Here is a 19,378-nt window from a genome sequence, read left to right as displayed (position 1 = left end):
AGAGATTCTCCCTCTCTCTTTTACCTGTTATAAACAAGCGCTTTTATCATTTTTTATTTTCCGGCTTATTCGCAGGCTTTATCTCTTCTTTTACAGGTACTTGTAGTTTAGCTAGTACTGCATTTTGCTTTTCTAGCAATTCTAAAATTTGATCTACTTTTGTTTCAAGCGTACGAATATCTTGTTTCACTTTCGTCACATCACGCTTTAATGTAGGAGCTTGTCCTAAAGAATCTACTTTCTCCTCTAGAAACTCCTCAATGTTATCTACTTTATTTTCTAAGTTAATAACAAGCGTAGCCACTCTTGCGATATCCTCTTTCGTCGGCACATTTACTTGTTCTAAATAGTTTTTTGTCGTATCATTTAATGCTTTTTGATAAAACAAATTCAAATCTAGAACGCTGCCCATCCAAGCAGAATATTCTTCTGTTTTAATTGTTTCATTGAGCGCTTTTCCCCAAAATGTTTCGGTTTGTTCATAAGCATTTTTCCATGCTTGTAGTGGATCGAATTTTTGATCAATCACTTTACCTACACTCCCTTTTTCGTTTTTGAAACAATTCAACCTATTCACTATTTTCTAATATTCTGAATAAAACTTCAAGTCTATATTTTATTTTTTTCTATTTTCTAACAAATGTGTTGACTTTAAAAACAGATAGGTGTAAATTGCACTTATAAGCAAAAAATTCCATCTAACTGATTCATGAGGTGATGCACAATCATGCTACAAAATGAACCAGAACAACGCGAAAGTTTGGAGAACAACCAAGCGAAACAACCAAACTCCATGCCAAAAAACTTCTTAGTTCCCTTCTTACTTCTCTGTCTAAAAGACTGGAGTCTTCATGGTTACAAACTTATTCAAATGCTAATGGATATCGGCTTTTCTTCTGTTGACCAAGGTAATGTTTATAGAACACTACGCAAATTAGAAAAAGAAAACCTTATTTCTTCTACTTGGGATACAAGCGATGGAGGGCCGGCAAAAAGAATTTATTCTTTAACTGAATATGGAGAGCAATATTTAACAACATGTGCGACTTCTTTTGAACATTATCAAAATATGTTGCGAACGTTTTTCACGTTATACACCAATGCATTCTTTCCATTTTCTACTTCTCCAGAAAAGGATGAAAAGGATTCTTCATCTTCACCTGGTGGTACAGCAGAGTAATCTGCGTTCACAATATGCAAAAAAACATTTGGGGGTCAAACAATGGAAACTAAACCATACGAATTAGTCGATGCATTTTGGAAAAACTGGTCTCAATCACTTTCCCTTTTCTCTTCAGCTGGGAAACAATTAGAGCAACTTACTTTAGAAACATTAAAACAACAACAAGACGCTTTGCATAAATTAACATCAGGAGTAGATGAACTAGAAAAAGAACTACAACAACTCACTGCTCAGTTCAATAACCAATATACAGATTACGTGAAACAATTAACTGGAAACTCCTTAAATGATCAAATTAACGAGTGGCAAGACAAGTGGAAGGAACTTTCTGCTCATATGCAGCAACTTACTGTTTCTCCTACAAAAACATCTTTGTCAATCCTTACACAAACAAGCGGTCAATTTGAAGAAACAACAAAACAATTTATTGAGCAACAACAATTACAACGTGAAGAGGCTCAAAAACAGTTAGAGGGTTTTTTGGAAGAGTTCAAGTCAAAACAGTTGGAACTCGCAAAAAAGTTCGAGGAAAATTCAAAAAATCTATTTACTTCCATCAAGTAAGAAAAATGTGGGAGCTAACTGCAGCACAAACAAAACTCTTTCTTCCTCCTACTACATCAAGATGGCTAGCATTTTTCGATATGGAAAAGAAGGAGGACAAAATGAATCCATTTCAAGAAGCACAAACTGTTCCGGAGCTTCGTTATGATGAGATTCAAGTCGGTGATCAAGCATCCCTTACAAAAACAATTACGGATGAAGATGTTATCAATTTTGCAAAATTGACTGGAGATGTGAATCCTATTCATATTTTAGATTCTTTTGCAAAAACAACAATGTTTAAAGAACGTATTGCTCACGGTATGCTCGTTTCGAGTTTTATTTCTACCATCCTTGGAACGAAACTCCCAGGCAAAAATACGATTTATTTATCCCAAAATGTTTCATTCCGTGCCCCTGTCAAAATCGGTGATACACTTCGTGTTGTGGCAGAGGTTATTAAGAAGCGTGACGATAAAAAAATCATTACGTTGCAAACAAACATATATAATCAATCAGATGATATTGTCGTGGAAGGAACAGCGACAATACTAAAAAAAGAGTAGCAAATTTGCTACTCTTTTTTCTATCCAAGAACTTCTAATCGCACCGATTACTTCCGCGTATGACTACGTCATTTCCACATAAAATAACGTTACCAGTTTAGATAAGAACTTAGCTGAACTGGACTACTCATAAGGATGTGTATCAACATGGTAAAAACAAACAAATTATTAGTTCCAGGTGCAGAGCAAGCGCTTGAACAATTTAAATATGAGATTGCACAAGAATTTGGTGTAAGCTTAGGGTCTAATACAGCATCTCGTTCTAACGGTTCAGTTGGCGGTGAAGTAACAAAACGTCTTGTTGCTTTAGCACAACAACAATTACGTGGATAATAATATAACATATGGCTTAGAGGCAGATATTCTCTGCCTCTTTCTATTTTCAACATACATAATAGTGCTTTTTCACATACTAATCAAAGCAAAATGAAAGGAGCGATATGTGAAATGAAACGGATTAATATTAGCATGAGCCCTCCCCGCGTTCTTACTTTATCTTTTCTTCTATTATCAGTTGTCGGCACATGCTTATTAAAACTGCCCATTGCTACGACAACGTCCATTTCATGGCTCGATGCCTTATTTACAACCGTTTCCGCTTGTACTGTTACTGGGCTTGGTGTTGTAGATACCGGAAAAATGTTTACTTTATTTGGACAATGTGTCATTTTAACGCTTATACAAGTTGGCGGGCTTGGCATTATGAGCTTTGCTGTCTTAATTGCGATTATGCTCGGAAGAAAAATCGGTCTTCAAAACCGTATTTTATTACAACAAGCATTAAATCAAACGAATATCGGCGGCGTCATCCGTCTTGCCAAATCGTTATTTTCATTCTCTTTTACAGTCGAATGTATCGCTACTTTAATTCTTTCTTTTGAGTGGGTACCAAAATATGGGGTTACCAAAGGGATCTATTATAGTTTTTTCCATTCAATCTCAGCCTTTAACAATGCTGGTTTTTCTGTGTGGAGCGATAATTTAATGTCCCATTCTCATAGCATTCTTGTCAATTTCGTCATTTCCTCTCTCATCATTTTAGGTGGAATAGGTTTTACAGTAATCGTAGACATAAAAAGAAAGAAAAACTTTAAAAACCTTACACTACATTCAAAACTTATGCTTTCTTCTACTCTAATCGTCAACATTATTGCTACCCTTTTTATTTTTATATTCGAGTTCCATAACTCCCTTTCTATGAGAGGTTTTACCCCATTTGAAGAAGGAATAGCCTCTTATTTTCAAGCAATTTCAACGCGAACTGCCGGGTTTAATACAGTTGATATTTCTACATTGTCAAAACCTTCCCTCCTATTAATGATGCTCCTTATGTTTATTGGTGCTGGTAGCGCTTCAACGGGTGGTGGGATTAAGTTAACAACATTTTTAATCATATTTTTTGGCGTATTTAAATTTCTACAAGAACAAGAGGATATTGTCGTATTTAAAAAATCCATTAAAGATACTCTCATTGTCAAATCATTAACTATTACTATTATTTCCATTTCATTTATCTTTTTTGCTATTTTAATTTTGAGTATTACTGAGCGAGTTCCTCTATTGATGAGTGCTTTCGAAGTATTTTCAGCATTTGGGACTGTTGGCCTCAGTATGAACTTAACACCCCACTTAACTATAATCGGAAAAGCTATTATTATCTTTATGATGTTTTTTGGGAAAATGGGTCCTTTAACATTGGCTTTTTCATTTGCTCGTAAAAAGAACCGGAAAATAAAATATCCGAATGAAGATATTTTAACAGGTTGACAACCGTAGAAATTATCCATATAATGAGAATACAATAGCATATCTCCAAAGGGGAGTAGCGTCCAAGAAAATTTCTTGGAAACAAAGTCGTCATTACGTAGAACTTAGTTCTTCCGGCTTTGTTGGCATTTTCATTACATATGTCTAGCAAGACCTTTGCCTATTAACGGCAGAGGTCTTTTTTGTATTCATTTCCAGATTCTTCCAAAGTTAATAGGCAGGAGTATGGGGAAACTAAATAGTGGGGAAATTCTTCACTTATTTAGAACTTATAGAAATGAGAGGAGAATGTACATGGATGTATCATTATTATTGGAGTATGGTTGGGTATTACTCATCCTAATTGCACTTGAAGGAATTTTAGCGGCTGATAACGCTCTTGTTCTTGCAATTATGGTAAAACATTTACCAGAAGAAAAACGAAAGAAAGCACTATTTTATGGATTAGCGGGGGCATTTGTTTTCCGATTCGGATCGTTATTTATGATTTCGTTCTTAGTCGATGTATGGCAAGTGCAAGCAATCGGTGCCATCTACCTTATGTTTATCGCTGGTAATCACTTATTTAAAACGTATGTTAAAAAGAATACGGATGAAGAAACTGAAGAAAAAGAAGCAAAGAAAAAACAAGAGAACTTTTGGTGGACTGTATTTAAAGTTGAGGTTGCTGATATCGCCTTCGCAGTTGATTCAATTTTAGCTGCTGTTGCACTAGCAATGACTTTACCAAAAACAGGATTAGGTACAATTGGTAGTCTTGATACTGGGCAATTCGTTGTTATCTTTGTGGGTGGACTTATCGGATTAATCATTATGCGATTTGCAGCAACTGCTTTCGTACAAATCTTAAAACGTAAACCAGGACTTGAAACTGCAGCATTCTTAATTGTAGGTTGGGTTGGTGTAAAGCTAGCAGTTTATACATTAGCACACCCTGCATTAAATGTAATTCCACATTCATTCCCAGAATCCACTCCGTGGAAGCTTACATTCTGGATTGTATTAGTCGGAATCGCAGTTGGTGGTTGGTTCTTCTCAAAAGAAGTAGAAGTAAAAGTAGAAAAGAATTTAGACGAAAAAGCGCTGTAATTACAGCGCTTTTTCTTTTTGCTTTCTTCCTCTCAATATCCAGAAAAAATTCCATTATACTATCTTTTGTAAACGCTTTCTCAATATATGTATGTCCTTTTTGTGAAATATTGCACAAACTTATTGAAAGTGAGAACAATTCCATGTACTTTATTCATATAAGGAGTATTTATAGAAGATTTACTAAAGGAGCGTATTACTCATGCTAGAACAAGGACTAGATTATGTTGTCAAACTGGCTAAAAGCAAAAAGAAAATGCTAGATATAAACCCAATGCAATATTTCATTCGTGCTGCACTTGCGGGTATTTATATCGGTTTTATTATTGTACTATGTTTTAAATTAGGTAATTTTTTTCACATTGCAGATTCACCAGCAACTTATTTAGCTGCTTCTATGTTTTTCGGGATTGCTCTCGTACTTATTATATATGGCGGTGCTGAATTGTTTACTGGAAACACAATGTACTTTACTGTAGCAACTTTAAGAAAGGAAACAACGATTTCTGATACACTGCGTAACTGGGTTGCTTGTTACGCAGGTAACTTAGGTGGCGCGTTATTCTTTGCCTTACTATTTTACGCAACTGGAATTTTTGAAGCAATTGATCACGGTCACTTAATGAGTAAAGTCGTTGAAGGAAAGATGAACACACCTACAATGCAGTTATTCTTTAAAGCCATTTTATGTAACTGGCTCGTATGTCTTGCTTGCTTCTTACCTTCTCAGGTCAAAGGTGACACAGCAAAAATAATGGTCATGATGCTACTTGTTTTCACATTCTTCTTATCTGGTTACGAACATAGTATTGCAAACTTATCACTCTTTGCTTTATCTTTAGTTTCACCGCATCCTGAGACAATTTCTTTTTCAGGTGCTATTCATAACTTAATTCCTGTTACAATCGGTAACATTATTGGCGGATCAGTATTTGTCGGTATGGTATACCACTACTTAACTAAGAAAACACCTGACGTTCAACAGGAAGAAACTGAAATCGCAGCAGCTCAACAAGAAGAGATTATTCCTTTACAAGCACATATGAAACATTAAAAACTCCAAAGTTTTACTTTGGAGTTTTTAGCTTCCCACATATTTAACAACAAGGTGAGGATTAATTTCTCCTTCTTCCTTTCCCTTATCCAATCTTTGTTTCATCTTATGCATACCGATGATATCATTCGTATGAAGGTGAATTTCATTTACATATAACCCTTCTGTACAAAAGGCTTCTACAAAATCTAGTCCACTTTTTTCTCCCCATCCCATATTAAAATCAAGGGAAAGAATATTCACACCATAATCCCGAACCATTTGTAAGGTACATTCTACTGTAGTTGCCGGCACATACCCGAACGGACAACTTCTTTGATCATCCATATATACGTTCATTTTCTATTCCCTCTCTACTTTGAATATGCGACCAATACATAACATATTGCCCCAAGGCTAATAAAAGGACCAAATGGAATGGGCTTTCGTACTTCTATACGCTTTAATACGATCCCAATCCCGAAAAAACAAAGACTAAAACAAGATGCTAAAAATAAAATGATAAAAACTCCCTTCACTCCTACTATAAACCCAAGCAACGAAAGTAGTTTTATATCTCCACCGCCAAGCCCTTCTGGATACATCTTTTGCATGCAATATAACAAAATGAATATAACACCACTACCAACTATACTATCTGTCCAAGTAACTAATTGTACAAAAACACTTTCGAGAATGAGTAAAACGGCAAATGAAATTAAAATACAATCAGGAATTAACATATATAAGTAATCTGTAAGTGAAATAATAAGAAGTAGCGAAAAAAGGGATAAAATGATAATAAGCTCTCGTTCTATTCCAATCATATACACGGTAAGAAGAAATATACTTCCTGTTATACATTCAAATGCTACATACATAATCGGAATTTGCCTCTTACAATTCGTACAATAGCCTCTTTGTATATAAAATGAAATGATGGGGATTAGTTCTTTTGGCCTTAGCACATATTTACAATAATGACAATGTGAACGCGGGGTAATGATAGACTCCCCTAATGGAACCCTCATCGCAACTAACATAAAAAATGAACCAAACACCATCCCTGCTAACAGTGCATATAAATAAGTGAACATCCCTTCCTCTCCTTTCCCAAAAAACATAGCAAAAAAAGGAGAGAACTTCTACTTCATATTATCCATTATTCTACTAAAAAAGCAGGCCATTTTCTGGCCTGCTTTCCCCTCTTTTATACGATGAAATACATTGCTTTTAATGGTCCATGTACTCCGACAACAAGATTCATCTCAATGTCAGCCGAGTTACTTGGTCCTGTAATAAAGTTAATACAAGATGCCGCTGTCTCGCCATCTTCTACACGTGAGTTCATATCCTGAACTGCTTGTGTAATACGAGGTACAAGTGTTTCACGTGGAATAATAGCTAAATATACAGTCGGTAAAAAATGTAAAGAACGTCCTTGTCCTTTATGACTTTGTACAACAATTGTACCAGATTCAGCTAATGTATAATCACTAAATGCAATACCAATATTCGCTTTTTCAGCTAAACGCATATTTCCGTCTTTCCTCTCTGGATCCCATACGTTTACTTCAACGTCTCGCTTTGGAAGTTCTTCTTTAAATAAAGATGTTAAACCATATGCATCAAAACGCTCATCCGCTGATAATAAAATAGGTCCTCCGCCGTTTTCCATGATTACTTGTTGAAGGTCTTCACGTAAACGTTCATTTGTCGTTTCTACTACAGTTGTATGAATGTTTGTACATTGATTTTTAAACACTTCTAGTAATTCTTCTTGTGAATAATCTTTTAACGTTTCTATATTCACATTACTTTTCCATACTGGACGCTCTACACCTTCTGTTTTACGCGCGCGCCCAAGTTCTTTTGCAATGTTATCTAGAAAGGCATCACGGTTTTGAATTAATCCTGTCATTATTTATCCCCGCCTTTCTTATGATCTTTATACCAATCACGGAATCGTTCTTTACTTGGAGCTGGGAATTCACGAATATCCGTCCAGTTTTTAAGTGGCCCAACACCTTTTGATACACGATTACCAGATGTAAATGGACTCATTGCCGCTGGTGCCATTTTTGAACCCATTTTATATAAAGCAGCTGAAGAAGCACCCATACTAAACATTTTCATCGCTAGTTTTTCTGCAAGTGGTGCACGACCTTCTTGCTCAACGATGACTTGACGATGTTTTAATAATAAATCATGCAATGGAATTTTTACTGGACAAGCTTCTGTACATGCTCCGCATAAACTAGATGCATAAGGAAGCTCTTTATAATCATCATATCCACCTAGAAGCGGTGTTAATACCGCGCCGATTGGTCCTGAATAAATCGATCCATATGAATGTCCACCAACGTGACGATATACAGGACATACGTTAACACAAGCAGCGCAACGAATACATTGTAATACTGAACGGAATTCAGATCCAAGAATTTGAGAGCGACCATTATCAACAACAACTAAATGGAATTCTTCAGGTCCATCAACTTCCTCTTCTTGAATTGGTCCTGCTACTGTTACATAACTTGTTAATTTTTGACCTACTGCACTACGACATAGTAAACCAACTAAAACATCTAATTCTTCCATTGTCGGAACCATACGTTCCATACCCATTACTGCAATTTGTGTTTTCGGAATTGACATAACAAGATCTGCATTACCTTCATTCGTTACTAAACAAAGGGAGCCCGTATTTGCAACAGCAAAGTTACAACCAGTTACACCAATTTCTGCATCCATAAATTTCTCACGAAGTTGTTTACGAACAAACTTTGTCATTTCATACGGGTCATCAGAATTTTCATAGCCTAGCTTTTCTTTAAATACATCGCGAATTTGCGTTCTATTTTTATGAAGTGCAGGTGCAATAATATGTGAAGGTGGATCGTTATCTACTTGCAAGATATACTCTCCTAAATCACTCTCTAACACTTCACAGCCAATCTCTTCAAGCGCATGGTTCATACTGATTTCTTCTGTTACCATCGACTTTGATTTTACTACTTTTTTCGCTTGTTTCTTTTTGGCGACGTCTTGAATATACTTTGCTGCTTCCTCTTTCGTCTTCGCAAAGTACACGTGTCCGCCTCTTTTTGATACATTTTCACTTAACTGCATTAAGTAATAATCAAGATTTTCTAACGTATGTTGACGGATTTGTTCACCTAGTTCACGCCACTCTTCCCAGTTTCCTAATTCATCTGCGGCTTTTAAGCGATTCGTATATAAGCGCGTTTGTGCCGAAGATACTGCTCCGCGCATAAACGAATCTTGAATTCCATCACCAACGCGATCATTAAATTTTTTCTCACTGATTTTCATAGACATAGCTTATGTTCCCCCTTCATGAGCGACTATTCAGTACCTCAGCAATATGCATTACTTTTACTTCTTTTCCTAAACGCTCAATACGTCCGCCAATGTTTAACAAACACCCACAATCTGCACCGATTAAATAATCTGCACCTGTTTCCATTACACTATCTACTTTTTCATCTACCATTTGCTCAGAGATTGGAGTCATCTTAACTGAAAACGTTCCCCCAAACCCACAACAATTTTGCACGTTTGGCAAATCTCTCACAGTTAATCCTTTTACATTTGATAATAAAATCCCTGGTGCTTCTTTTACTCCGAGCATACGTGTCATATGACATGATTTATGAATAGTAGCTATCCCTGATAAACTTGCACCAACATCTGTAACTTTTAAAACATCTACAATAAACTGTGTAAATTCATAAGTTTTATCAGCAACTTTTTGTGCACGTTTAGCCCACTTTGGATCATCTTTGAAAACATGCGGATACTCATGAAACATTGTCGCACACGAACCAGATGGTGTAACAATATATTCTGCATCTTCAAAAGTTTCAATCATATGTTTCATCGCTTCTTTTGCTGCTTCTACATGGCCGCTATTATAAGCAGGCTGACCACAACAAACTTGTGCTTCTGGAAATTCAATTTCACAACCTAAACGCTCCAACACTTCAACTGTTGCTTTACCGACATTTGTTTCAAACATATCGACTAAACAAGTAACAAATAAAGTAACTTTCATAACTATTACTCCCCCTTTTTACAACTTCGCCAACAAACATATGGTCATCAGATGACTGAGTAGAGAAGAAATAGGCTCAACCATGGCCTATCCTCTCCCTCTCCTAAAGAAAACGCTTACTTAATCTCTCTCTATTTTATCAGAAAATTAAATTTTTAAAAGATTAAATTACGAATTTATATCGTTTTTACCTGTGACAATATGTTCTACATTTGTTAAATGATCTAGCATTGCTTGCTGCGCTAATTCTACATCTTGTTTTAACACCGCATCATATATAACTTGATGCTCTTCTATAAGTCGTTCTGATGTCGTTTGTTCACCATATAAAATAATGCGTCTTGATTCACCAATTGTTTCAGCAATCATCTCTGAAACATGATTCATGAGTTCAAGCAAAATGTTATTATGCGAAGACTCTGCAATTCCCATATGAAATTGAAAATCAGCTTTTTCGCCAGCCTTTTCATCTCCAATGCTCTTTGCCATTTCATCTAACCAATGTTTCATATTTTGTAAATTATCTTCCGTACGTTTTGCCGCCGCTACTCGAACTGCCCCCACTTCAAGCACCTTTCGTACTTCTAATAAATTCAAAATATCTTCTTTCTTCATTAATAATCTATTGTTTAATGATTTTGTTAATGAAGAAGAATCGAAGTTCTTCACATATGTACCTTCTCCTTGTTTCATCTCAATTAAGCCCATCGCTCTTAGCGCACTTAGCGCTTCACGAACAGCAGATCTGCCAACTTGAAACTGCTCAGCTAATTGATGCACAGGGAGAAGTTTGTCACCAGGTTTTAACGTACCATTTTTAATCATTGTTAAAATAGCTTCAGATACTTCTTCGTAAATTTTTTTCGGTTTAATAGATTTGTACTCCAGTTAAATCACCTCAGTATCTTCCAAACAACAATTGAAACGATTTATAAGAACTTTGCATCATAACTATTTTAGACCGAATTGATAAGAAGTACAAATGTTTTGTTCATAAAATAGTCAAATTTCCGATATTTATTACATATTAATTTATATTTTTACGTATAAAGTGAAACTTTAATCAGTAGGTTTTTTTTCATCCCCCACCTAACTTCTTTGCTTCCGCTGAATTTTGAGGTGGGGGGCTTACTGCCCGGCAAATAGCGAGATAAATATTCCCTTCAATATAAAGAACATGTCCTAAAAATTAGAACATGCCCACCTCATCCTGTACATTCAGTTTAATAATAACCGTTGTTCCCTTATCTTTTTCACTTTTAATTTTCCACTGTCCACCATGTATATGAACAATTTGTCTCACAATAGCAAGGCCTAAACCTGTTCCACCATGTTGACGACTTCTCGCTTTATCAACTCGGTAAAAGCGCTCGCCAAGATTTTCTAAATGCTCTATATCAATGCCAATTCCTGTATCTTTTATTTTTAATTCACAGTAATCATCGATTTGCTCTAAAGTTATAACGATATTTCCATTTTGATTTGTATACCGTATCGCATTATCTAACACATTATGAAGCACCTGTTGCATACGATCCTCATCAATCATGACAATGACCTCTGGATTTAAATTGGTTGAAATATGAATTTCCTTTTCTATAAACTTAATCTCATACGTATCTAATACGTCTTCAATCAGCTGTGAAAAAACGATAGGTTGCTTCTTTAACGGAAAGTGCTCACCTTCTAATTGCGCTAAGTCTAACAAGTCATGAACGAGACGCTGCATACGACCTGCTTCTTTATGAATTAGCTGCGTTACTTTTTCCTGCTGTGGTCCCTTTGCAACGCCATCTAAAATAGCCTCGCTATACCCTTTTATATAACTAAGTGGTGTTCTAAGTTCATGCGAAACATTTGCTAAAAATTCCTTACGCTTTACATCTTCTGTTTCCAATGAATTTGCCATTTTATTAAATGCTTTTCCTAGTCGTCCAATTTCATCCTCTGAAGAAACGGTAATCCGCTCCGAGAAATCTCCCGTAGCCAAATGGTTTGCAACCCGCTCCATTTGCGAAAGCGGCTTCGTTATTGCAATTATAATTTTTCTTCCAACCCATATCGTAATTAAAATCATCGCAATTGCTAGTGGTGCTAAAATAAGACCCATATCATATATTAAGTCTTTTATACTTTTTAAAGGAATATAAGAATATACAATTCCGACTAATTTTTTATTTTCCAATACAGGGATGACAACCCCCATAATATTACGTTCAAAATGTTCTTCATATCCTATCTTTGTCACAGTTTTCCCATCTAATAGCGTTTGCCTATCTCCTTCACTTATAAGAGAATGATGATGCACATCAAAAGGTAAACATGCACTTAAATCACGCGGATTAGACACGAAAAGAACGTCTGAACTAGATATTTGATCAAATGATCTTACTTTCCCTTCAAAAATTGATATTCCTTCGCGCTTATCATACTGAGCAGCAAGATTTTTCCCTTCCATTACTAATGAACCTTTTAAATTATCAACGTATAGTTTTTCATATGAGTATAAAGATACGAAATAAAGAAAGGACACTGTTACACATACTGCACACACTACTGTAAGCCAAAGTTTTTGTACCATCGTAAACATACGTTACACCTCGAATTTATAGCCTACACCCCAAACAGTTTGAATGTAGTTTCCACTTTCTCCAAGCTTCAAGCGCATCGTTTTCACGTGCGTATCTACTGTTCTTGTACTTCCCGCATAATCATATCCCCATACCTTTTCAAGTAATTGTTCCCGGCTAAATACTTGTCCTGTATGCTGACAAAGAAAATATAGTAAATCAAACTCTTTTACTGTAAGAGAAATCGGCTCACCATCCGCCTCTATTCGTCTACTTTTTTCATTGATAAGAATTGGTCCAAATTGAATCTCTTCTTGCTGTTCTTGCTTTGTATATCTTCTTAACACAGCTTCCATACGGGCAACCAATTCACCAGGACTAAACGGTTTTACAATATAATCATCCGCTCCCATACGTAAGCCGTTCACCCTATTCCACTCTTCACCTTTTGCGGTTAAAAATATAATCGGCACATCTGACGTTTTTCTAATTTCTTTACAAACTGAAAGTCCATCCATTTCTGGCATCATAATATCTAATACAACGAAATCATAATGATCTGTTTCTAGTTTTTTAAGAGCCTCTTTTCCATTTTCAGCTTCTCCCCACTCATATCCGAAGTTGTCCAAATACATTCCAACAAGCTGCCTCATATCACTTTCATCATCTACAACTAGCACTCTATATTTATTCATTATCCTTTCCTTCCCTCTCTATGAGTTGAAACGGTCCTTTTCCGACTTTAATTGTTTGTTTTATTTTCAAATTCTTCATATCCATAACGCACACTTCATCACTATCATAACTTGCTACATATCCTTCTGCTCCGCTCTCCAAAAATGCAAATGGATTCGATCCTACTTCTACAGAAGCTATTTCTTTATATGTGCTAATATCAAACTTTCTAAGTGTGTTCGAACCATGACTTAGTGCATATACGTACTTACTATCCTTCGTTATATTCACAGGCATAAATGGAGCGTGTAAAGAGCGCACCATTTCTCCCCCCTGTAAAGAATACACTAACACTTTCTCATTTACTTGATTTCCATCACCATGTCCGCCAATCCATATTTCTTTCCCATCAGGACTAATCGTTGCTCCGGTTGATGCTGGCGGAATCATAAAGGATTGAACAACTTCTTTTTTCTTCGTATCAATTGTCGTTAGTTTCGTATCATAAAAGTTTAGTACAGATAACCGATTATGATACTCTACCATCGTTATAGGACCTTTTCCTGTTGAAACATTTCCTGTCTCTTTCCCATTTATCGTAAAGAACCTTACCTTTTGAACATTTTGATCGGCAGCAAATAATTGCTTTTTATCTTCTGATACGACCACATTTACAATGCCCTTTCCAGTTTTATATTTTTCCACTTGCCTTCCTTCCGCCAATGAATATACATACATATATTCTAATTGCTTACCGTATACAAGGATTTCCTCACCGTTTGGAAGCAGTGTGATTCCGGCCATTGGCTCATTTAGTTCCCATGTCGTGATTAACTTTTTATTTTTTTTATCAATAAAACTAATGCTGCCTTCTTTTATATTCGTTGTTATAATAACATTTTTATCTTTAGCAATTGGTGTATATGAACTTCCTTGACACCCTACTAATAGAAATAAAAAACAGAGAAGAAAAACATACTTTCTCAAAAGATTCCCTCCATCTTCGGATGATTTCGTTATAATTGTAAAATAACAAATAAATGTGTGGAAAGTGTGAAATTTTCCTTTCTTACTCAATTTACATATATAATGTACAACAAATAGAATTTGAGGTGTGTCAATTATGCTATTTCCTGATTTAGCGAATAAAATTGTACGAGAAGTACGCAGACTAATTACAGAGAATATTATTATTATTAATATACAAGGCGTTATTATTGCAAGTACAGATACAGAAAGAATTGGTCAATTTCATGAAGGTGCACTCCGCTGCGCTAACCAAAAGAAAACTGTCATCATTACAACAGAAGATGAAAGGCAGTTGCAAGGTGTAAAGGCTGGAATGAATCTTCCTTTATTATTTCATGACGAAGTAATTGGTGTTATTGGAATTACAGGAGAACCTGAAAATATTTCACGCTATGGAGAAATATTGCGTAAGATGACCGAGTTATTAATTCATGAAAACTACTTTTTAGAGCAACTAGAACTTGAGCACCGTTCTTATGAAGCTTTCGTCTTTGATTGGCTTCAAAATACAGAATGGTCTCCAAGTTTTCTCGATCGCGCCAAAACACTTGGCATTGATTTATATAAGAAGAAACAACTTATTTTGTTTTCTATTGGAAAAAATGACACGATGCTCCAGCGTAAAATATGGCAACATATACGCAATATATTAACAAAAGAGCATCTATTTGTTCGGTGGGGAAATGATCGTTTTATTTTATTTACAGCGATGAGCTCCAACGAGCAAACATACCAATTTTTAAAACGATTAAAACAAGAATGCGAAGCTTTATTTTCTATTCCTTTATATATCGGGATTGGACAAACAGTTACCCCAAACAATATGAACATATCTTACGAACAAGCATTACGTGCTCTTTCTGTATCATTGGAAACGAAACAAATTGTATTTAATGAAGATTTACGTTTAGAAATGTGTTTACAAGATATTTCTGCCGAAACGCGTGAACAATTTCTAGAGCGTACCATCGAAAACTTACTATCATCTCCTGAGCTTATGCACACCTTACGCTTATTTATCGATTATAACCAATCTTATAAACAGACAGCTAAACAATTACATATACACATTAACACATTACATTACAGGCTAAAAAAGATTGAAGAGCATACAGGACTTGATCCAAAACAATTCAAAGACTTAAACGTTTTATACTTCGCACTCCTCCTATTAGATAATCATACAAAAAAGAACGATAAAACAGATTAATCTTTAGATGATTACACATAGAAAGAATCCCTTTACTTTTTTATCATTATAATGAAAGCACTGTTACCACGTTGTTTATTATAACTAAACACGTTAACAGTTTGAGGGGGATTTCCAATGTTAGAAAAGCAAATTATTCATTCATTCGTATCTATTGTTGGCGAAGATAATGTAGATACATCCAATATGGGGCGTTTAACTTATAGTTATGATGCCACTCCAAACTTCCAAGCAATGCCTGATGCAGTCATTGCTCCACGTAATACAAATGAAGTAGCTGAAGTGTTAAAGGTATGTAACACTCACAAAATTCCTGTGTATGTTCGTGGGTCTGGAACAAATCTTTGCGCAGGAACATGTCCACTTGAAGGCGGTATCGTCCTTATTTTCCGCCATATGAACAATATTTTAGAAATTGATGAAGAAAACTTAACAATTACTGTACAAGCTGGTGTCATTACACTTGATATTATTAAAGCAGTAGAAGAAAAAGGTTTATTTTATCCGCCAGATCCAAGTTCGATGAAGATTTCTACAATCGGCGGCAATATTAATGAAAATTCAGGTGGGTTACGCGGCTTGAAATATGGCGTAACACGTGATTATGTAATGGGGCTTGAACTTGTCTTACCAAATGGTGATATTATTCGTACTGGCGGCAAATTAGCAAAAGATGTAGCTGGTTACGATTTAACTCGTTTATTTATCGGCTCTGAAGGAACACTTGGCGTGGTAACAGAAGCGATATTAAAACTTGTTCCTATGCCCGAAACAAAGAAAACAATGCTTGCACTCTATGAAGATATTAATGAAGCTGCACGTGCTGTTTCTTCTATTATTGCAAATAAAATTATTCCAGCAACTCTGGAATTTTTAGACCAACCGACAATTGAAGTAGTAGAAGAGTTTGCACAAATCGGTTTACCTACAGATGTAAAAGCAATTTTATTAATCGAACAAGACGGCCCGCCCGAAGTAGTCAATCGAGATATTGAAAACATGGCTAACGTTTGCCGCTCTATGAATGCAGTTGATGTTCGCATTGCAAAAGATGAAACGGAAGCAGATGCACTTCGTACCGCTCGCCGTAGTGCACTATCAGCGCTCGCACGATTAAAACCTACTACAATATTAGAAGATGCAACTGTACCACGTTCACAAATCGCTCCGATGGTTGAAGCTATTAATGCCATTGCAAAAAAATATAATATTCCTATTTGTACGTTTGGACACGCTGGTGACGGTAACTTACATCCAACTTGTATGACAGACGCTCGTAATGCAGAAGAAATGCACCGAGCTGAACAAGCTTTTGCTGAAATATTTACGAAAGCAATTGAACTTGGTGGCACAATTACTGGTGAACATGGTGTTGGTGCGATGAAAGCTCCATATTTAGAAATGAAATTAGGTAAAGAAGGTATTGCAGCTATGCAAGGAATAAAGCAAGCTTTCGATCCAAATAACATTATGAATCCTGGAAAAATGTTCGCGAAAGACACTCGAAAAAGAGTGGTGGTTGAGCGATGACCACATTAAATAAAGAAAATATTCAAAAAGAATTTAAAGAACGATTAAGTGAAGATGAATTACTAAACTGTATGCGATGCGGTTTTTGTTTACCTACTTGTCCTACCTACATTCAATCCGGATATAAAGAGTCACATTCACCGCGCGGACGTATCGCATTAATGAAAGCTATCGTTGATGGTTTAATCGAACCAGATGAAGATGTTGAAAATACATTAAACGTTTGTCTTGGTTGCCGTGCTTGTGAGCCTGTTTGTCCATCTGGTGTAAATTATGGACATTTATTAGAAGAAGCTCGTGATATTATTAATCAAAATAAAAAATTCTCAATGCCAGTGAAAGCTGTTCGAAAAGTCGTTTTTGAAGGATTGTTCCCCCATCAAAATCGAATGAGAACATTAACAGGACTAATTGGATTTTATCAACGTTCTGGTTTACAAACACTAACACATAAAACAGGTATTATGAAGTTATTCCCTGAAACACTTGCAACGATGGATCTCATTTTGCCAAAAGTGCCAAAAATGAAAGCAATGAAAGATCGTCCTTCATTTTTACCTGCAGAAAGTACAAAGAAAAAACAAGTTGCATTCTTCACAGGCTGCTTAATGGATACTATGTTTTTAGAAACAAATAACGCAACGATGAAACTTCTTCAATTAGCTGGTTGTGATATCGTTATTCCGAAAACACAAAGTTGCTGCGGTGCATTGCATGGACATGCTGGTGAAAAGAGTGGAGCAAAAGAATTAGCAAAGCGAAATATAAAGGCATTCGAAGATTTAAACATCGACTATATTATTACGAATGCAGGTGGTTGCGGAGCTTACCTCGTAGACTATGATTATCTTTTAAAGGATGATCCAGAGTGGGCTGAACGTGCTAAGCAGTTTGTTTCTAAGATTAAAGATATTACTGCTATACTAGTAGAACTAGACTTCCATAAGCGAACTGATTTACGACTCACGCAGCAAATTATTACGTATCAAGACTCTTGTCATTTACGCAATGTTATGCGCACAGCTTCTGAACCTCGTATGTTACTAGAGGCTATCCAAGGTGCAACATATCGTGAAATGAAAGATGCGGACCGCTGCTGTGGCTCTGCTGGTATTTACAATATTGTTCATTCAGAGTTATCAATGGAATTTCTAGATTACAAAATGGACCGTGTGCATGAAACAGACGCAGCAACCATTGTTACTGCAAATCCAGGTTGTTTATTACAAATGAAATTAGGAATTGAGCGAGAAGGGCTTTCTCATAAAATGAGAGGAATTCACATTGTAGATTTATTATTAGAAGCAATTGAAACTAACTCGTAACATACGTAATAATAGGAAAACGGCTATCTCCTTCGTCTATGTAAAGAGATAGCCGCTTTTTTGTCTGCTACAACATTAAAAATATGTTACTTTATTATAAAAAAGAACAACAGAAACATTACAGTTTTGTAAAAATCAATCCATTATATTCCTCAAAAAATCGCTCAAACCATTGATACAATAGGATTCTTTATTTTCTCTTCAGGTAAATTTATCCAAAAATCCCTCTTAAAATCAAGTATAAAAACACTATAAATTCCTTTTATACTCTATATTTCTCTTATTTTTGCTCACTTCTTCTCTTAGGATAAATTAGGTAATTTTAAAGTCTATGAATTTTTTTCCATCTTTTTTCTCGCAAATTGTATGCTACGATGAATTTGTCAGTCAGACAGGCTGTCAAAAACAAATCGTGTGAAAACAAATTAAAACTTTATATAGGGGGACACACATCATGAAAAAGCGTGTTTTATTATCTGTAGCTGCTGCAACAGCTCTTACTTTAGGAGTATCTTCTCTAGATGCACAAGCTGCAACAGTACAACCATCTAACATTAAGGTTCAAAATATTCAGCATTCAAAAGTAATGATGAAACAAATGAACCAACAAGAATTACAAGCATTCTTACAATCTATGGGCGTTGAGTCATTAGCGCAATGGCAACAAGGAAACTTCCAACCAAATTGCATTATTCCTGGTCAACAACCTACTGAAAATGTTGTAACTGAGCAACCAACAGCTAAGCCAGAAACTCAAAAGCCTGCTGAGCAAAAACCTGC

At 35.7% G+C, this 19,378-nt stretch carries 20 protein-coding genes, 1 pseudogene and 1 riboswitch; of the genes and pseudogenes, 11 read left to right on the top strand and 10 right to left on the bottom strand.

Annotated elements, in window-relative coordinates; all coding sequences use genetic code 11:
- Positions 1-46: 46 nt before the first annotated feature.
- The gene (gene phaR, locus MR167_RS12880; protein WP_000566941.1) at positions 47-529 is read right to left on the bottom strand and encodes a polyhydroxyalkanoic acid synthase subunit PhaR; all 483 of its coding nucleotides are present in this window, start codon (positions 527-529) and stop codon (positions 47-49) included.
- Positions 530-727: 198 nt separating this feature from the next.
- On the opposite strand from phaR, the gene phaQ reads away from it, so the two are divergent.
- The 7 genes from phaQ (at position 728) to MR167_RS12845 (ending at position 6,202) form a co-directional block, all read left to right on the top strand.
- Positions 728-1,180: a poly-beta-hydroxybutyrate-responsive repressor gene (gene phaQ / locus MR167_RS12875; protein ID WP_000939954.1), complete on the top strand. Its 453-nt coding sequence runs from the start codon at positions 728-730 to the stop codon at positions 1,178-1,180.
- Positions 1,181-1,222: 42 nt separating this feature from the next.
- On the top strand, positions 1,223-1,747 hold the full coding sequence (gene phaP / locus MR167_RS12870) for a polyhydroxyalkanoic acid inclusion protein PhaP (RefSeq protein WP_000448596.1): 525 nt from the start codon (positions 1,223-1,225) through the stop codon (positions 1,745-1,747).
- Positions 1,748-1,848: 101 nt separating this feature from the next.
- Positions 1,849-2,292, top strand: a complete 444-nt coding sequence (locus tag MR167_RS12865; RefSeq protein WP_001067916.1) for a MaoC family dehydratase — start codon at positions 1,849-1,851, stop codon at positions 2,290-2,292.
- Positions 2,293-2,439: 147 nt separating this feature from the next.
- Entirely contained in the window at positions 2,440-2,625 is a 186-nt protein-coding gene (locus MR167_RS12860) for an alpha/beta-type small acid-soluble spore protein (protein WP_000241212.1), read from the top strand.
- 114 nt (positions 2,626-2,739) lie between these two features.
- Positions 2,740-4,059 (top strand): TrkH family potassium uptake protein, encoded by a 1,320-nt coding sequence (locus tag MR167_RS12855; protein ID WP_086389859.1) that lies wholly within the window; start codon positions 2,740-2,742, stop codon positions 4,057-4,059.
- 38 nt (positions 4,060-4,097) lie between these two features.
- A riboswitch (yybP-ykoY riboswitch) is annotated at positions 4,098-4,271 on the top strand.
- An 82-nt stretch (positions 4,272-4,353) separates the two neighbouring features.
- Positions 4,354-5,148 (top strand): TerC family protein, encoded by a 795-nt coding sequence (locus MR167_RS12850; RefSeq protein WP_000383326.1) that lies wholly within the window; start codon positions 4,354-4,356, stop codon positions 5,146-5,148.
- A gap of 202 nt (positions 5,149-5,350) precedes the next feature.
- Positions 5,351-6,202, top strand: coding sequence for a formate/nitrite transporter family protein (locus MR167_RS12845; protein ID WP_016077951.1), 852 nt, complete (start codon positions 5,351-5,353; stop codon positions 6,200-6,202).
- Between the two features lie 27 nt (positions 6,203-6,229).
- Here MR167_RS12845 and MR167_RS12840 read toward each other — a convergent pair whose 3' ends face one another.
- The 9 genes from MR167_RS12840 to MR167_RS12800 all read right to left on the bottom strand — a co-directional run bounded on the left by MR167_RS12840 (position 6,230) and on the right by MR167_RS12800 (position 14,491).
- The gene (locus tag MR167_RS12840; protein WP_001103766.1) at positions 6,230-6,541 is read right to left on the bottom strand and encodes a cyclic-phosphate processing receiver domain-containing protein; all 312 of its coding nucleotides are present in this window, start codon (positions 6,539-6,541) and stop codon (positions 6,230-6,232) included.
- Positions 6,542-6,555: 14 nt separating this feature from the next.
- On the bottom strand, positions 6,556-7,278 hold the full coding sequence (locus MR167_RS12835) for a prepilin peptidase (protein WP_242314785.1): 723 nt from the start codon (positions 7,276-7,278) through the stop codon (positions 6,556-6,558).
- Positions 7,279-7,391: 113 nt separating this feature from the next.
- Positions 7,392-8,102, bottom strand: coding sequence for a LutC/YkgG family protein (locus tag MR167_RS12830; RefSeq protein WP_242314783.1), 711 nt, complete (start codon positions 8,100-8,102; stop codon positions 7,392-7,394).
- The gene (locus tag MR167_RS12825; RefSeq protein ID WP_000061930.1) at positions 8,102-9,523 is read right to left on the bottom strand and encodes a LutB/LldF family L-lactate oxidation iron-sulfur protein; all 1,422 of its coding nucleotides are present in this window, start codon (positions 9,521-9,523) and stop codon (positions 8,102-8,104) included. Before MR167_RS12825 ends, MR167_RS12830 begins: the two co-directional genes overlap by 1 nt.
- 16 nt (positions 9,524-9,539) lie before the next feature.
- On the bottom strand, positions 9,540-10,259 hold the full coding sequence (locus tag MR167_RS12820) for a (Fe-S)-binding protein (RefSeq protein WP_000869152.1): 720 nt from the start codon (positions 10,257-10,259) through the stop codon (positions 9,540-9,542).
- A gap of 168 nt (positions 10,260-10,427) precedes the next feature.
- The gene (locus MR167_RS12815; RefSeq protein WP_254904515.1) at positions 10,428-11,117 is read right to left on the bottom strand and encodes a FadR/GntR family transcriptional regulator; all 690 of its coding nucleotides are present in this window, start codon (positions 11,115-11,117) and stop codon (positions 10,428-10,430) included.
- A 331-nt stretch (positions 11,118-11,448) separates the two neighbouring features.
- Positions 11,449-12,849: a sensor histidine kinase gene (locus MR167_RS12810; RefSeq protein ID WP_000494816.1), complete on the bottom strand. Its 1,401-nt coding sequence runs from the start codon at positions 12,847-12,849 to the stop codon at positions 11,449-11,451.
- Positions 12,850-12,852: 3 nt separating this feature from the next.
- Complete coding sequence (locus MR167_RS12805; RefSeq protein WP_001046396.1) at positions 12,853-13,524, bottom strand: response regulator transcription factor; 672 nt, start codon at positions 13,522-13,524, stop codon at positions 12,853-12,855.
- The gene (locus tag MR167_RS12800; protein ID WP_001234158.1) at positions 13,517-14,491 is read right to left on the bottom strand and encodes a YncE family protein; all 975 of its coding nucleotides are present in this window, start codon (positions 14,489-14,491) and stop codon (positions 13,517-13,519) included. Before MR167_RS12800 ends, MR167_RS12805 begins: the two co-directional genes overlap by 8 nt.
- Before the next feature lie 127 nt (positions 14,492-14,618).
- Between MR167_RS12800 and MR167_RS12795 the strand changes: the two genes are divergently transcribed.
- The 4 genes and pseudogenes from MR167_RS12795 to MR167_RS12780 all read left to right on the top strand — a co-directional run.
- A complete protein-coding gene (locus tag MR167_RS12795; protein ID WP_074789367.1) occupies positions 14,619-15,743 on the top strand; it encodes a CdaR family transcriptional regulator in 1,125 nt (374 codons plus the stop codon).
- 117 nt (positions 15,744-15,860) lie between these two features.
- Entirely contained in the window at positions 15,861-17,273 is a 1,413-nt protein-coding gene (glcD, locus tag MR167_RS12790; RefSeq protein ID WP_000890758.1) for a glycolate oxidase subunit GlcD, read from the top strand.
- Positions 17,270-18,598, top strand: a complete 1,329-nt coding sequence (locus MR167_RS12785) for a (Fe-S)-binding protein (protein ID WP_000209615.1) — start codon at positions 17,270-17,272, stop codon at positions 18,596-18,598. Before glcD ends, MR167_RS12785 begins: the two co-directional genes overlap by 4 nt.
- 454 nt (positions 18,599-19,052) lie before the next feature.
- Positions 19,053-19,378: pseudogene (locus tag MR167_RS12780) on the top strand (CAP domain-containing protein); the annotation flags it as partial.

Origin of the sequence: Bacillus cereus group sp. BfR-BA-01355 (genome assembly GCF_022663675.1) — a bacterium.
GTDB lineage: Bacteria > Bacillota > Bacilli > Bacillales > Bacillaceae_G > Bacillus_A > Bacillus_A thuringiensis_S.
This window is presented reverse-complemented; position numbering and strand designations above follow the sequence as displayed.

Bases quoted from the DNA above. Each gene is read 5' to 3' on its own strand.
- MR167_RS12820 (WP_000869152.1), bottom strand. From the start codon at position 10,259: ATGAAAGTTACTTTATTTGTTACTTGTTTAGTCGATATGTTTGAAACA.
- MR167_RS12845 (WP_016077951.1), top strand. From the start codon at position 5,351: ATGCTAGAACAAGGACTAGATTATGTTGTCAAACTGGCTAAAAGCAAA.
- MR167_RS12850 (WP_000383326.1), top strand. From the start codon at position 4,354: ATGGATGTATCATTATTATTGGAGTATGGTTGGGTATTACTCATCCTA.
- glcD (WP_000890758.1), top strand. From the start codon at position 15,861: ATGTTAGAAAAGCAAATTATTCATTCATTCGTATCTATTGTTGGCGAA.
- MR167_RS12835 (WP_242314785.1), bottom strand. From the start codon at position 7,278: ATGTTCACTTATTTATATGCACTGTTAGCAGGGATGGTGTTTGGTTCA.
- MR167_RS12855 (WP_086389859.1), top strand. From the start codon at position 2,740: ATGAAACGGATTAATATTAGCATGAGCCCTCCCCGCGTTCTTACTTTA.
- phaP (WP_000448596.1), top strand. From the start codon at position 1,223: ATGGAAACTAAACCATACGAATTAGTCGATGCATTTTGGAAAAACTGG.
- MR167_RS12805 (WP_001046396.1), bottom strand. From the start codon at position 13,524: ATGAATAAATATAGAGTGCTAGTTGTAGATGATGAAAGTGATATGAGG.
- MR167_RS12860 (WP_000241212.1), top strand. From the start codon at position 2,440: ATGGTAAAAACAAACAAATTATTAGTTCCAGGTGCAGAGCAAGCGCTT.
- phaQ (WP_000939954.1), top strand. From the start codon at position 728: ATGCTACAAAATGAACCAGAACAACGCGAAAGTTTGGAGAACAACCAA.
- MR167_RS12840 (WP_001103766.1), bottom strand. From the start codon at position 6,541: ATGAACGTATATATGGATGATCAAAGAAGTTGTCCGTTCGGGTATGTG.
- MR167_RS12810 (WP_000494816.1), bottom strand. From the start codon at position 12,849: ATGTTTACGATGGTACAAAAACTTTGGCTTACAGTAGTGTGTGCAGTA.
- MR167_RS12785 (WP_000209615.1), top strand. From the start codon at position 17,270: ATGACCACATTAAATAAAGAAAATATTCAAAAAGAATTTAAAGAACGA.
- MR167_RS12825 (WP_000061930.1), bottom strand. From the start codon at position 9,523: ATGTCTATGAAAATCAGTGAGAAAAAATTTAATGATCGCGTTGGTGAT.
- MR167_RS12865 (WP_001067916.1), top strand. From the start codon at position 1,849: ATGAATCCATTTCAAGAAGCACAAACTGTTCCGGAGCTTCGTTATGAT.
- MR167_RS12830 (WP_242314783.1), bottom strand. From the start codon at position 8,102: ATGACAGGATTAATTCAAAACCGTGATGCCTTTCTAGATAACATTGCA.